We start from the raw sequence: 14,690 nt of genomic DNA on the forward strand, positions 1-14,690 counted from the left end.
TCTCTGTATATGTCTTTTTTTTCGCTCCCTCTTTGTAGCATCCTTCTCTATAAAGGCATTTTTTACATTTTTTTATATCAAAAGTATAGGTTATCCGCGCATTCCTGCCCTCAGCTTTTTGTTTATTCAGATATTTATGGATTGCCATATGCCCTGCTTTACATTGATACATTAAAGCATCTTTGTTAAATTCAAATTTATCTTCCTTTTTACGATTTCCTTGTGTAACATTACTGCATAATCTAGCGACCAGTTCATAATCTTCTTCTCTTGCAGCATCTATATTTTTTTTGCTTGCATATGCCTTGTCACCAATAACTGTTTTAATCTCCATTCCTGCTTCCCTGCTTTTCTGTACCAGGGCTGCCAATTCCTTTCCATCCGTTTTCTCTCCGCTGGTTATTGTGGCAGCTGTAATAATTCTTTCTTCCGTCATGGCGATATGTGTTTTATATCCAAAGAAGGAGGTGTCTGCTGTCTTATGTCCAATTTTTGCATCCCCATCTTTTGAGGTATCCATTTGTTCAAGGTCATCACGGACAGCTTCTTCTAATAATTTCAATTTTTCCTGCACTTTGGGATAGCTGCATATCGTTTTATTCTCTTTTATAGTGGAAATAAGCTGATTGCAATACGCCAGTTCTTTTTCCAAAGAATCTTCTGTATTTTTAGCAGGAAACTGGTTTTTCATTGTTTCTTCCACTTCATAAACGGTACGCCGTAGTTTTTTTGACCTTTCCTGTAGTGCCTGCCGCGGAGTCATTTGATTGTATCTTGATTTTGTATGTGTGGCATCAACAATAATGGTTTTTGATTTTATGATTTCCTGCTCTAATGCAATCTGGACTGTTTTCGCAATCAGCATATCTAAAAGTGCCATATCTTTTAATCGCAATTTACGAAATTTCGTCAATGAGCTGGGATTAATAACCTCCTCCTCCGGCACCATATCCAGAAAGTATTTAAAAGACATATCATACCTGGAACGCTCTACGACATCAACATCCGATAGATCATAAATTGCTTTTAACAGCAGATATTTAAACATGCGGATAGGTGGAACTGCATTACGTCCGTTATCAAGACAATATTTATCAATTAACTCTTCATAAATAAATCCGAAGTTTACGAGTTCTTTTATCTGTCGGAGAAGATTATTCCTGGGAACCACCAATTCATATATTTTCATGTAGGAACTTAATACTAATTTTTGTTGTTGATCTACCATAAAAACACCGCCTTTATTTGATACATACATTATATCAAAAACAGACGGTAATATCTACTTTTTCAGTGCCCTCCTAGCTGGCTGTTTGGAGTAAATTCCCTATAATTATGATGAACATCTGTCATACTTCTACAAAGTGGTGACATCGGATACTGACATCACCGTTGCGTTCTGATTTTGTTTTACTGTTATTCCGGATTGCCGTACTTCACAATTATAATCTCTGTGGCTTTAAAGGCTCCGTCATCTTGTGATTCTCCATATACCAATACACTGGAACCATCCTTTAGATCACTTTGTTGTCCGTCATCTATTGAATAGGAACTGCCATCCAATTTTACGTATGCAGTTTTAAAACTGACGTTTTGAGGATCATATACAACATTGGTAATGCCTCCGCCGTCTGAATTTCCAGTGGCAAATGCCGGTTCTGTTGAAAAACTTGAGTTAGTGAGATTTGTAACCTTTCCGTCTACCGGAGCAGAGGCAAGAAATTCAGCTGCTGTTTTTCCATAGTCAGTATTCGCTTGAGAATTATCGCCAGAAGGATCTGGCATGTATCCTTTATCGTCTGAAGCAGATTTGTCTGCTTTAGCAGTACTCTTTTCTGACATCAGAGTTTCTGTCTTTTCCACCTGGGTATTCTCTGTTATATGATTCTCTTTTTGATTATCCGTTTTCGGATTACCGGAACAACCGGTACAAAATACAATGATAACAAGTAATAACACACTCAATAATTTTTTCATTAATGGCCTCCTGTATTTGCTTATTTGTTTTACACCAAAACTTCTATTCCAGCCACTATGTAAATAGGTACGGATACTGGAATTTATAATTTACACAGCTATCTAAAATGTTATATAATATATGGAATGGAGAACATAGATTAAATTCTGGGCATTATGGCCCTTAACCCATAATGCCCAGTATCTGAAGGTAGGCAGAGTATTTTATGCTAAGCCGTAATTAACGTTCGGCTATAATTGTATAATTAGATTCTATGAACTGTACTTGTGAAACGGGTTAAATTAATAATTGCTTGCTGCAGTACCATTGGCGCTTCTGTTTGCAATGTTGCCACTGATGCAGTTACATCCACAGCCACTGGAATGAGTAGATCCTGCAGCCTTTGCAGTAGCGCTTCCTGAGCTACATACACAATGGCATGCCATAACCATGGTTTCTTCTGTTTCCGGGGTTCTATTCAATGGATTGATAATTTTCATATTGTGTTCTCCTTTTCATCTATGTTTTTCTCTGCCTACTCTCATTCAAAAGTAATGTTAATGCCTTTCTAACGTGGAAATCAGTTTGATTATATCGGGATACCGTTCCATGACATCGTGATACACACAGAGTTTATTTAATGCCGAATCACGTGTATCCTTACATAATTTTCTTTTTTTCTCCAGGTCTATGCCGTTCTCATTATAGCATTCAGCATAACAGATATCACACAATGTAACAGCCCAGCATTTAGAACAGTCATTGATTGAACGGCTCTCATACTGACTCAGATAATATTTTGATATTGCCTCAAAATCTAAGCCTGTGTCTACGGATCCGATGCTTGGAGACTCTCCAATCTTTTCACAAATCTTATATGTTCCATCGGTACATACATACAATCGTCTCTGTATTGGAATACAGCATGCATTATATGGGTATCTGTCCATGGGTTCACTTACCAGACGGCGCTGGTGTATTGCTACCAGTATCTGCTGCAAAAATACCGTATATAAATTAGGTGTCTGTGGTAAATCATTGCTGTCCTCAATTTTATTCACTGCCCAATCAACCCAGCTGATATCCTTTGAACTGTCATAATTTTGCTCCCTCAATTCTTCAAACACGCTTTCTGGGATAGATCCGGGCGCGGGATAAGTAGCGGACACGGTAGTTCCTGCTGGAAGAAAATCTAAAGACTCAAAGAAATCATTGATTTCATCAAATCTTTCCTTTGTAAAGGGCGGCATGAAAACCGAACTGAACAGCAACTGCGTTTTACTGTCATACTTTTTAATCGCATCACAAAGCAGCTTCAGTCCTCTGTATGCCACATCAAAAGATGGCTTGCCGTTTGCAAAAACCCGGCTCTTGTTCTGTATATTTTCTGCCCATCTATACTCACAACAATATTCATATTGGGAATCTGCACCAGGTACTCTGCAATTTCCCTGGTCATCAGCGTCAGATTTGTAGTGAAACTAAAGTCAATCTTTGTTTCTCCATATTCTGTTACACAGTAATCATGTTACATGCGCCAGTCCACTGAAACGTTCTTTTTGGGATACCCCATGATCAATTAAATAGTATAGATGTGTTCGATTGGAGGCATTGACTCTGTCTAATCTTATTTTGATCACCCCGTTTCCATTAAGTTGTTCGATATGCTCAGATAATACCATATTGAAAATCATCTGGATTTTAATTTGTAAAAAAAACCAGTTTTTTTGTCTAAAATGCAAACTGTATAAAACGGAAAAGTATTACCATTGGATTATGATTAAACGTAAAAAAGACCTCCGCATATGCTGTTATTATGCCAGCATATACGAAGGCCCATCCGAAAAATATAAATTCTTTTATCTGCCGCTCCTGGTTACCAGTTCCTCCAGCGCTCTTGCTTCCGCTTCAGAAGAAGCATTTACTTTCAATAAAACTCCTTCCGGCTTCACATGCTCCAGCATGAATTGCAGTTCCCCGGGAAGCACTTCTATATGTACTAATTTCCCTGCATCCTGAATCTTGTTGATGGTCTCGATCCAATGGGATGCTGTGGGTGCTCCTGCTCCATATACCCACTGGATTCCGTCCAGTTCCTTTATCTGCAGCAGACGGTCCAGATGCTTCAGCGCTCCACAGCCGTCAAGATGGAATATGGACTGATCTAAAAACTGAAGTTCCTTCATAAGCTCCGGGATGATCAGCTCTTCAAACATTTCCGGTGATATCATACAGCAGAAATCACAGCTGGTTACATACCACCGCTTAGGATGCCAGATTCCCATCCAGTTGCTGCTGCCTGTCTGATATTTTGTGGTGATCTGATACATTTCATCGTAAATGCTGCAAAATCCGTGATACAATTCCATGATCTTACTTGTTATAAAATCCGGGTCTTCCAGGGTATCAATACAGAGCTGCTGCGGTCCCCTCATGGACACCAGCGCGTCTGCCCCCGGATGGAGATCCGGTATTCCTACAAAATACCGCCCCCTGGCATCCTCTGTCATTGCCTCGGTCATTTCCCTCAGTTTCTTATAATAGAAATTTTGCCTGTCTATTTTTAATTTCCCAATTTCCGCCGTGTCGGCTTCTTCCAGGAAATGGGCTGCCCAGCTTGTAGTTTCTCCAAAAGTAAGGGGCGTTCCGTAGAAAGCTGCAAACTGGTCCGGTCCCAGATCCGGAAATGCCATGGGATAAGCCTCTGCGCCGTAATAGGTATTCCCGATATCATGGTTCGTCCTGGCAAGCATATAGTCGATGTCGCACCAGCGCTCCATCAATGTCCGCTCCTTCTTATCTTTATACACACTCTTAGGATTTTTCAGACCGGTTATGCACACAAGCGGCCTGTCATGGTTTTCTCTGCTCCAAAATTGTTCATATCTTTTCTGAATTTTTTCCCAATCCTGCATTTCTTTTCCCCCTGTCAGTAGATATCTGCAGTAAGTTCCTTTACGATTCCCACTGCTTCTTTGATTTTGGTTATATTTCCATGGAGCCTGTAAATATCCCGGAATATAAATTCTATTTTACATCCTCTGGCTGTTTCCAGGGTTTGTTTGATATATTTTCGAAAAGCATCTTTATCAAATTCCCCTTCCACGGCTAAATAATTCGGTGAAGGCTTTCTGGAATAAATAATCGAAGAATGTGCCAGCCGCTCACTCATGACTGCCTCATTGCACCAGGGAGATATGGATACCTTTCTAAGATTTGGAATTCTGCTGATGCCATCATCCCAGAACACGTCCACCGGCTCACAGCAGCCATAATAAATCAGACCGAATTCCTTTGCCATCCTGCAGTAATATGGAAGTATAAACTCCCGGAACATCTCAGGAGAAAGGCCTACGCTTTCCTGACTGTTTAAATGTCCCCAGGTATCCGTACTGATGACCAGCCTGTTGTTACCGGTCAGTTCCTGATTAAAGCAATAACTTCCGCTTCCCATATAATCGTTTCCGTTATTTAAGAACAGCAGCCCATTCTTTTCCTGCCATCTTAAAAAACGGATCAGATCCTGCAGTACAAAATCCATTAGCTTATGAAATTCCTCCGGTTCCGACAACATAGAACAAAACATATTTTCCATTCCCATGAGGTTTACGACCTTTTGAGTCAATCCAAATTCCCAGAAATTAATGTTATTTTTGATTCTCACCGGGAGAATTCCATCCAGGACTTCCCGGGCAGCATCTGCCTTATCCTTTGTTGAATCCCCATGAAAAGTAAAGACAGATTCCTCCAGCATCAAGAGCCCATCCTCTACATTTTCAAATGCCGGTTCAATATGATAACCAATGCCGTCACTAGCATATCTTCTTTTCAGATCCAGATTATACGGGCGGACTTCTATTTCTTCATACACCGTGAAATAATCAGGCACAACCTTATCATCCCCGGTCACTTCATAGGCAGCTATGGTCTGCAGTAATTTCCCCTCCATCCATTTCCCCATTTCACTGGAGCACTTTAATGGAGGTATAATCTCCCCCAGGAAGGTTTCTTCTTCCATAACAACCATTGGGCGTTTCCCCTGAAGGACATTGTGGGCATACCACAATTCTTCCTTTTCTTTCATCTCAGGCAAAGATGCATATTCCAGCTGCTTTTTTGCCAGTTCTCTTAAATAAGCTTTTTCCCTTTCCGTTATGAGCTCTTTCATCTTCCCTCTCCCTAACCCTTTATTGCTCCCGCCGTCAGTCCGCTTGTCATATAGCGCTTAAATACAATGCCTACCAGCAGCGTCGGGAACATTAATACTACTCCGGAAGCCAGGATTGCTCCCCAGTCAAAATTCCGGTATCCCATAAATTCCATAATTGCCATGGGTGCAATCTTCGTCCTTGATCCGCATAATACCAGTGCAAAAAACAACTCGTTCCAGGAAAAGAAAAACGTCATAATGGCAGTGGCAGCCAGCCCCGGTGCGGCTGAAGGCACCACAATCTGTAAAAATGTCTGAAAATAATTGCAGCCGTCAATCCTCGCCGCCTCATCCAGGGACTTGGGAATCTGGGCAAAAAAACCAATCAGCATCCATATCTGAAATGGAAGGGCAAAGGTGGTAATTGCCAGTATAATCATGGTATAACTGTCCGTCATCTGAAGTTTCTGGCTGACAATATAAAGGGGAATTGCCAATACGACCGATGGTATCATACGGGCAATTAAAATCGAGTTGGACAACTGCTTGCTTCCGAATACATGAAAGCGTGTAAAACTGTAAGAAGCGGTAGCACCACATATTACTGTAAGGGCTGTGACACAGGACGCGATGAATAAACTGTTTAAAATAGCTTTTCCAAATCCGGCCTTCTGAAATACGGACAGATAATTGTTGACGGTCAGCTGTGCATCCAGATTAATATTCGGTGTCAGCAGATCTCCGGTCATTTTAAAGGAATCAAAGATCATAACAAACAATGGGATAAGGATAAATGCCAGAATAAATACCAGATATATCATTCCGGCTATTTTAAAAGGATTTTTTTTCGCTCTTTTCATCTGATCTCCCTCCTATATTTCTTCATTAATCTTATTCATGGAATGGATCAGGCTCACTCCGGTAATTAGAATAATTGCCACAATCATAATTGCAAGCGCCGAACCTTTTCCCACTGCAAAGCCCTGGAATGACAGCTCATAGCAGATATACTGAAGCGTTTTCGTAGTATTAGCCGGGCCTCCTTTTGTCAGTACATATATAATATCAAAGGTTCTGATGGCATCCATAAGGCGGATTATTAACAATACCAGCAGAGATGGCTTTAATGTGGGAAGGGTCAGATACCAGAAGATCTGCCACGAATTCCCGCCGTCTACTCTGGCTGCTTCAAATGGTTCAACCGGCAGTGTCTTTAAATTGGCATACATCATTATATATACGAAGGGAACTGCTTTCCAGACTTCCACGATAATTACAGAAAGCATAGCCGTTGACGTACTGGCAAACCATCCGGGGCCCTGTATTCCCACCAGTGCCAGCACCTTATTCACAATTCCGAATGTGGGTTCAAACATAAACTTAAATGCAAGGCAGATAGAAACCGGTGCTACCATCATAGGCAGGAGCAATACCGTTTCCACTGCTTTTTTTCCATGTGACATATTTTCAACCACCAGTGCCAGTGCCAGTCCCATTGCCATACTTATAGGCACCGATACAACGGTAAAAATGAAAGTAATATATAACGCATTCCATATATTTCCGTCCTGAAACAGGGTGATATAATTATTAAATCCATTAAATTTAATACCCGCCGCCGGATTCAGCAGGTTCCAGTTTGTGAAACTGCTTCCTACCACAAATACAATAGGAACAATAAAAATCGTTAAAAACAATAATATGGTAGGTCCTAAAAACAGATATGGAACATACCGGTGTGACCGGGTGACTCCTGTGTTGTGTCTTCTTTTACCAGCCATTGTGTTACCTCCTTATAAGCCAAACTAAAAGGGCCATTGCACCCGTACCTCCCTGAAGCAGTTGAGTACTTCAGTCCAGTTGCAACGACCCTTAAAACTTACGATCTGCAAGCCCTGCCACGCAGTATCCTCATGCAGGCTTAATAATAGCCTCCATCTTCCATGATCTTGCGTACCTCATCATTCAGGGCATCTAACGTTTCCTGTGCCGGATTACCTGCCACAATACTGTTAATTGCAGCTCCAACAGCCGGAACATAAAGGTTTAACTCAGGTATCGGTGGTCTCTCATCTGCAGTATCCAGATGTGCAATGGAAGCCGGAATCGTGGGATTAATCTTTGCAGATCCCTCTTCTTCATTTAACGAACGAAGGGCGGATGAAGTATATTGCAGGCAATCCCTCAGGGTGTCTTTCTTCGTAAATTCTTCCACCACAACCTTTGCAGCATCTACATTTTTACAATTAGCCGTAACTCCCACACCCCAGGTTCCAAACCTTGGGCAATCCGTAACAGGGCCTGCCGGTACAGGAGCAACTCCAATATTTCCTGCAACCTTGCTCTGGGATTCATCGTTGATCTGGTTCCAGTATCCGGGCCAGTTAATCATGGCTGCCAGCTGTCCGCTCTGGAAAGCCGCAACTGTTTCTTCATTCTGCCAGGTTGTGATTCCCGGAGGGGAACAGTCTTTGCAGATTTTTGCAAACATTTCTGCTGCACTTACCGCCTCTTTGGTATTCAGCATTGGATTCCAATTTTCATCAAAATACGTGCCTCCGTAAGACCAAAGGAAGTAGCTCCAGAAGGAACATGCTGCCTCACCGGGACCTGCCGGGATAGCCAGTCCATACATATCATCTTTCGTCATTGACTTTCCAAGCTCATACATTTCATCTATTGTCTTTGGCAGTTGATCCTCAGTCATCAGATCTGTGCGGTAGTAATATACCATTCCTTCTGCAGAATAGGGAACCACATACCAGTTATCGTCAACCTTTGAGAACCTTTTTACAGAATCATAGTAATCATCTTCATTATCAGCCACCTTGCTTACCACGTCATTGAGTTCCACCAGCGCCCCGGCTTTTGCAAATATATTCACGGCATTGCCTGGTAATAAGATCAGGTCGTATTCGCCGCCCTTAGAGGTTCCCGCAAGCCTTTGTTTGCCTTCATATGTATTCCAGTCGTATGCTTCCACCTCTAAAGAGATTCCGCTTTCATTCAGTACCGGTTCAATGGACTTCATCGCATCCTCCGTCCAGCCTGATGACATCAGGACACGAAGCGTAACCGGATCACCGGTATATTCCGTTTTAGCTGACGCATTTGTCCCACTCTCTGTCTCCTTTGTGGCATCTTGTGTTTCCTCCACGGCACTTTCTGTTTCTTTCGCAGTTGTCTGCGCCGGAGTACTCTGTTCCGCTGTTTCCGCCGCCTTTGTTTCCCCGCCATTCGTCTGTGCACCTTTTGTTTCCTGTCCGCTTCCTCCGCATCCGCTCATGACCGACATCACCATAGCTGCTGACAACAGAACACTAATCAGTTTCTTCTTCATCCTTTTTCCTCCTTCTTTGTGGTGCTGTTTCATTTCTTTTTGCTGATGTGATCATTATAGACCGTTGTCCCTTTTTTCGAAACGCAGGATTATTTGAAATTACTCTAATATTATACGATGATGAAACCGGAGTTCCAAAATAATACGATATGTAAGAAATCTTACGATAAAAGCCAGAATACTCCAGAGCCTGTTTTAAATTAGCTTTCTGACAGCAGTGCGATACACTTAGTGCGAAAATAGTTTTCAGGAACGCTCCAGATTCCGGTAATCACTGGGGGATATTCCCATTACGCTTTTAAATGTCTGGCTGAAATATCTTTCAGAGGCAAACCCCGTCAGTTCTGCCACATCCTGAATCTGGTAATCTGTCACGCACAGTATTTCCGCCGCCTTTTGAATGCGGTAATTCGTCAGATAGTCCACAAATGTCATTCCGGCTGATTCTGAGAACAGGGAACTGAAATAATTTTTGCTTAAATGCACATAGTCTGATACATCGGACAGCGAAATTGGCGATGCATAGTTTACTTTAATATAATGCAGTGCCTCATCAATCACGGAGTTTCCCGTTCTCTGGTCTTCCTGCTTCAATTGCGCTATTTTTTCAATATACTTCGAGACATAGCAGTATAATTCCGGTAAGTCAAATGCATTTAGTAATAATTGGGAGTCCAGATATTCTCTGATATGCAGCTTTTCATTTAAATGCATCATCCCTGTCATTCGGTTATACCAGGATGCAAATTCATTGCAGAACATCCATTTAAGCCCGATATTCCGTTCCCTTTCAATGTCATCCAGTATCATCCTGCATATGTTTTTTACATCTTCCAGGCAGTTCAGCTCGCTCATATATATTTTCTTTAACATTCCAATGTGCCTTTTACGCAGGGTCTGGTTTAGCTCTAACTCATCCATATCCGTAAAGAATACTACTTTATTATCACTGAAAAAGGAAGCCGCCATTACCGCTCTATCAGCCTGAAACTTAAGGTCTTTCAGATCCTTTGGCTGATCAATCAGCTTGCTGACACCAATATGGATTTCCTCTGCAGTATAAAGTGTCAAAGCATTTTTAACAGAACGGATCAATTCCCGGAACCGGGCATCCTGCATATAATTTCCCTCATCAAAGAAAAATACCGTCAGTGACACCCCTTTATTCTCGGATATAATACTATGGGGATAGGCTGCCACTACACCGGATACAATCTGTGAAAGTTTTCCCATCTGCAGTGTCGTATGCTTTCTTTTCCCATCCTTTTCATACCGCTTACAGGTAATATGGAAAACACCGGATCGAAAGGCATGTCCCCTATTCTTTAAGAAAATCCTGGAGAACTCATTTTCTATATAAGACTCTTCCGTAATCATGCCCAGCAGTTCTTTTACAAACTGACGCATTTTGAGGATTTCTTCATCCTGTCCGGTACCGCTTCTGTCCTGAAATACTTTTTTCAGCTCCTCCTGCTCCCGCTCCAGGATTTTTTCAAAGTTTTCTTCGTCTATTTCATTTTTCGTAATGAAGTCATTGGCACCAAGCCTCACTGCCTCTTTGATATATTCTTTGTCATCATAATTGGTAAGCATTAAAACCCTTGCACGGGTGTCTGTCTGCCGTATGCCCTTCAGCAGCTCCATGCCGTCCACATCGGGCATGCGTATATCTGTTATGACCAGCTGGGGGCGGTATTGTTTAAATAGTTCCAGCGCCTGTTTACCGTCAGATGCTTCCCCCACGATTTCCATCTCATATTTCTCCCATTTTCCAATCATTTTAATACCTACTCTTCCGATCATATCATCATCTGCAATTAGTACTTTAAACATGCTGTTTCTTCCCCCTTCTCCGCCACCCTGTATGGCATCTTAATAATTGCACGGGTATACTTTCCAATCTCACTTACAAAATCCAGGCCGTAATCCTCACCATAATACAGCTTTATTCTCTCATCCACGTTATGGACGCCGATACCGGAAAAGGATTCATCCTTTGGCTTTCGATATGCATTTTTAACGGTCTCCTTATCCATTCCTCTTCCGTTATCCCATACTTCTGCAAAGACTACGCCGCCTTCCCGTGATACGGTTACCCGCACAAGCCCTCTTCTTCCGCAATTATATATACCGTGGAACAATGCATTTTCCACAAGAGGCTGGAGCAGAAGCTTGGGAATACATACATCCTCCAGCTCTTTCGGCAAATCCACCTCGTAATCAAAAGTGTTATAGTAACGCAGCTTTTGTATTTCCACATAATGGGATACTACCATTAATTCGGCTCCCAAGGTCACAAACTCTTCTTTATTGGAAATTGTTTTCCGCAGTAAGAAAATCAATGATTTGGACATCTTCTCAATGGTATGGTTCCCCTGGGTCATGGCAATCCACTTAATGGAATCCAGCGTATTGTATAAAAAATGAGGGTTGATCTGCGCCTGCAGCGCCATGATTTCATACTCCCTCTTCTTCTTCTCCCCATCTATGATCTGCTTATTCTGTTTTGCGATACTCTGAACCATATGATTGAAATTTCCCGCCAGCCTTTCTACCTCGTTGTCCCCTTTAACCCTGGCCCAGACATTTAATTCCCCGTTTTCAACCTGAACCATCTTTTTCTGAAGTTCTTTTATGGGAATTAAAATCTTTTTGAAAATTATAAAGATTACAAGCAGTGAAAATAAAAAGCAAAGGAAACAGATGCCTATATTAATATTTTTGATACGGTATATATTCTGGAATATCAGCTCTCCCGGTATCGCATACTGGATTGAGAACCTAGATACCTCCGACTGTCCTCCCACAATCAGATAGTTCCGACCATCTATCTCGACGGATTTTGATGCCAGGCTCGTGGTACTGAGTCCCTGTTCAATCACACTTCTGCGCTTCAGATACTCTTTTACCTGGGAATCAAATGAATTATCCACAATAATATTTCCGTCCTGATCGGAGACAATTTGGGAATACTGCATAGATTTATCAAAGGAGGATACAATTTTTTTAATCTGGGTATGGGAAACGGTAATGCATACCGTTCCAAGCTTTTTATTAGTGCTTAAATTTTTAAAAGCATATACCATAACAGCATCGGGATTTTTATCCGCTGTCCTGCTGCCATCCTGATTGAGCTGATCCTGCTGAATAAATGCAGGCACATCAAACGTATAGGATGCCTTGCGAAACCAGTTTGTCTGGGACACCAGCCCCGGATTTCCCGCATAGCGGACCGAGATCAGCGGCTGTTTATCCTTTTCTTTAAAATTTTTTGCTTTGGAAGGAATAATCGTGATATTGGAATATTCCGATCTCTGGATCATAATTTTATTAAGCTCATTATTAATATAGTTGTACCGGCTGACCCCCTCCTTATCCATGGTTCCGTCAAAGTCGGACAATCTGGATTTTATCTCAGGATTCAGCATCAGCTGCACAGCAATTTCATTTGTTCTGGTAAATAAATTATCAAGTGCATCCAGTTGCTTTTTAATAACCTCCGTTGTATTTACCGTCAACAGTTCTTCCATTTCTTTTGTTACAATGCGCGTATTGATAATTCCAAATACGACTACCGGTATCAGAACCAGCACCAGGTAGATAAGCGCTATTTTTACCTGGAGATTACGGCTGAATAAACTATGTAACCTTTTCAAATACCTCATATGTCCTTCCCCCAAAGTACAAATTTGTGTTTTTTATTATGATACAATATTTATTATCATCATATAATATCTGTCATTAGAATACAATATATTTAATTTTCAGCAGATTGCACAAAATTATGACGAACCATCAAGCAAGCTTTCCGTTAGCAATATAAATGCCAGGATAACAGGAATGCTATAAAAGTGCCGCACTATATGGATCAAAAAAACTACCCTGTTTAGCTAAACAGGATAGTCTTTGTGTGTCCCACAGGACGAATATTATAATTAAAACAGGCACATTTAGCGGCGCTGCCAATGATCCGCTATCTCCTGGCGGATAATCTCCACATACCTTCTTGCCTTCTTTTCATCGTGATTTATAGTATATACGTCCCTCTGGGTTATCTCCATTTCGCATCCTCTGGCAGCCAGAAGGCTCTTTTTAATATGCTGACGGAATGCTTCTTCATCCAGATTCGCACCCACTCCCAGGAAATTCGGGCTTGGCTTACGGTGGAAGATAATATTGCTTCCCCGCAGGCGTTCTCCCATAAACTCTTCATTACACCATGGAGAAATAGATACCTTACGCAGGTTCTTCAGTTTACTGATACAGTTATCCCAGATGGGATCTACCGGCTCGCAACAGCCATAAGAAAGCATTCCATACTGCTGTGATATTTTCTGATAGCAGGGAAAAATGAACTCTTCATACATTTCCGGTGAAATCCCTACCGTTTCCTGGGAATCCATGAATCCCCATACATCCCTTGTCGTAAACGGACGCTTTGCGAATTCCTCTGTACCTGGCAGCTCTTTTGTAAAGCTAAAGCTTCCCTGTCCAACCCCTTCAAATCCTGTTGTCGGCAGAATTACTTTCTTTTCCTCCAGAAAACGAAAATAGGAAATAGTGTCATCTGCAATCCGGTTCATCATTTCTTTAAACAGCTCCGGATAATCGTAAATATTAAACATCATATTTTCCATACTCATAAAATGAACCAGCATCTGGGTTGGTACACTGTATAAGCAGTCCATTTTCATTCTTACCGGAAGAATATCACCAATGGCATCCTCTACCGCCCTCCGTTTCTTTTCTGAATTCTCCAGATCCACACCAAACCTGGACGGCTTTAGTTTTTCATAATCATCTTCCAGGTCTTCCACTGCAGATACAAAGTGATGCCCCAGGCTTTCCTGCCCGTCTTCTGCCTGGGTATGGTCAACCTGAACATTAATGCCGAACAGCTCAAAATAGGTATCGTAATTCATTCCGAAATAATCCGGTGTCACTCTGTCATCATCAAACAGCTCCTGATTCAAAAAATTGCAGTAGATTCCGGTCTCAATCTCTTTGGCAAAAGCCCCTTCGCATTTCAGCCTCTGGGGAAGGATTTCCTGGGCAAATGTCCACATTTCCAAATGAATCATAGGACAGTCTCCCTGAAGTGCATTATGTCTGTACCATTTTTCAATCCGCTGTAAATTCCTTTCCTGATTGGCATATTCCCGCTGTTTTTTCGCCAGTTCCCTTAAAATTGACCTGTCCTTATCGGATATTCTATAATCCATATGTATAACCCCCTGTAATTT

At 41.6% G+C, this 14,690-nt stretch carries 12 protein-coding genes; all 12 read right to left on the minus strand.

Annotated features, from left to right (window positions below):
* Nucleotides 1-1,228 (minus strand): IS1182 family transposase (locus QR40_RS27195; protein ID WP_044297652.1); only part of this gene is annotated, 1,228 nt, incomplete at its 3' end.
* 188 nt (nt 1,229-1,416) lie between these two features.
* Nucleotides 1,417-1,977: a hypothetical protein gene (locus QR40_RS30385; RefSeq protein ID WP_052431084.1), complete on the minus strand. Its 561-nt coding sequence runs from the start codon at nt 1,975-1,977 to the stop codon at nt 1,417-1,419.
* A gap of 282 nt (nt 1,978-2,259) precedes the next feature.
* Nucleotides 2,260-2,457 (minus strand): CA_C0660 family putative sactipeptide bacteriocin, encoded by a 198-nt coding sequence (locus tag QR40_RS27205; protein WP_044297653.1) that lies wholly within the window; start codon nt 2,455-2,457, stop codon nt 2,260-2,262.
* Between the two features lie 57 nt (nt 2,458-2,514).
* Nucleotides 2,515-3,291, minus strand: coding sequence for a hypothetical protein (locus QR40_RS27210; RefSeq protein ID WP_044297654.1), 777 nt, complete (start codon nt 3,289-3,291; stop codon nt 2,515-2,517).
* Between the two features lie 525 nt (nt 3,292-3,816).
* A complete protein-coding gene (locus QR40_RS27215) occupies nt 3,817-4,872 on the minus strand; it encodes a hypothetical protein (protein WP_044297655.1) in 1,056 nt (351 codons plus the stop codon).
* A gap of 14 nt (nt 4,873-4,886) precedes the next feature.
* Entirely contained in the window at nt 4,887-6,125 is a 1,239-nt protein-coding gene (locus QR40_RS27220; RefSeq protein ID WP_044297656.1) for a uroporphyrinogen decarboxylase/cobalamine-independent methonine synthase family protein, read from the minus strand.
* A gap of 11 nt (nt 6,126-6,136) precedes the next feature.
* On the minus strand, nt 6,137-6,967 hold the full coding sequence (locus QR40_RS27225; protein ID WP_044297657.1) for a carbohydrate ABC transporter permease: 831 nt from the start codon (nt 6,965-6,967) through the stop codon (nt 6,137-6,139).
* A 12-nt stretch (nt 6,968-6,979) separates the two neighbouring features.
* Nucleotides 6,980-7,888, minus strand: coding sequence for a carbohydrate ABC transporter permease (locus QR40_RS27230; RefSeq protein ID WP_044297658.1), 909 nt, complete (start codon nt 7,886-7,888; stop codon nt 6,980-6,982).
* 140 nt (nt 7,889-8,028) lie between these two features.
* On the minus strand, nt 8,029-9,447 hold the full coding sequence (locus QR40_RS27235; RefSeq protein ID WP_052431085.1) for an ABC transporter substrate-binding protein: 1,419 nt from the start codon (nt 9,445-9,447) through the stop codon (nt 8,029-8,031).
* A gap of 246 nt (nt 9,448-9,693) precedes the next feature.
* Nucleotides 9,694-11,280 carry a response regulator transcription factor gene (locus tag QR40_RS27245; RefSeq protein WP_044297661.1) on the minus strand — a complete coding sequence of 529 codons (1,587 nt, stop codon included), beginning with the start codon at nt 11,278-11,280 and terminating at the stop codon, nt 9,694-9,696.
* Nucleotides 11,265-13,112 (minus strand): cache domain-containing sensor histidine kinase, encoded by a 1,848-nt coding sequence (locus tag QR40_RS30390; RefSeq protein ID WP_052431086.1) that lies wholly within the window; start codon nt 13,110-13,112, stop codon nt 11,265-11,267. Before QR40_RS30390 ends, QR40_RS27245 begins: the two co-directional genes overlap by 16 nt.
* Nucleotides 13,113-13,397: 285 nt before the next feature.
* A complete protein-coding gene (locus tag QR40_RS27255; RefSeq protein ID WP_044297662.1) occupies nt 13,398-14,669 on the minus strand; it encodes a uroporphyrinogen decarboxylase/cobalamine-independent methonine synthase family protein in 1,272 nt (423 codons plus the stop codon).
* Between the last annotated feature and the right edge of the window lie 21 nt (nt 14,670-14,690).

The sequence above is a fragment of the Robinsoniella peoriensis genome (genome assembly GCF_000797495.1).
Lineage (GTDB): Bacteria > Bacillota > Clostridia > Lachnospirales > Lachnospiraceae > Robinsoniella > Robinsoniella peoriensis.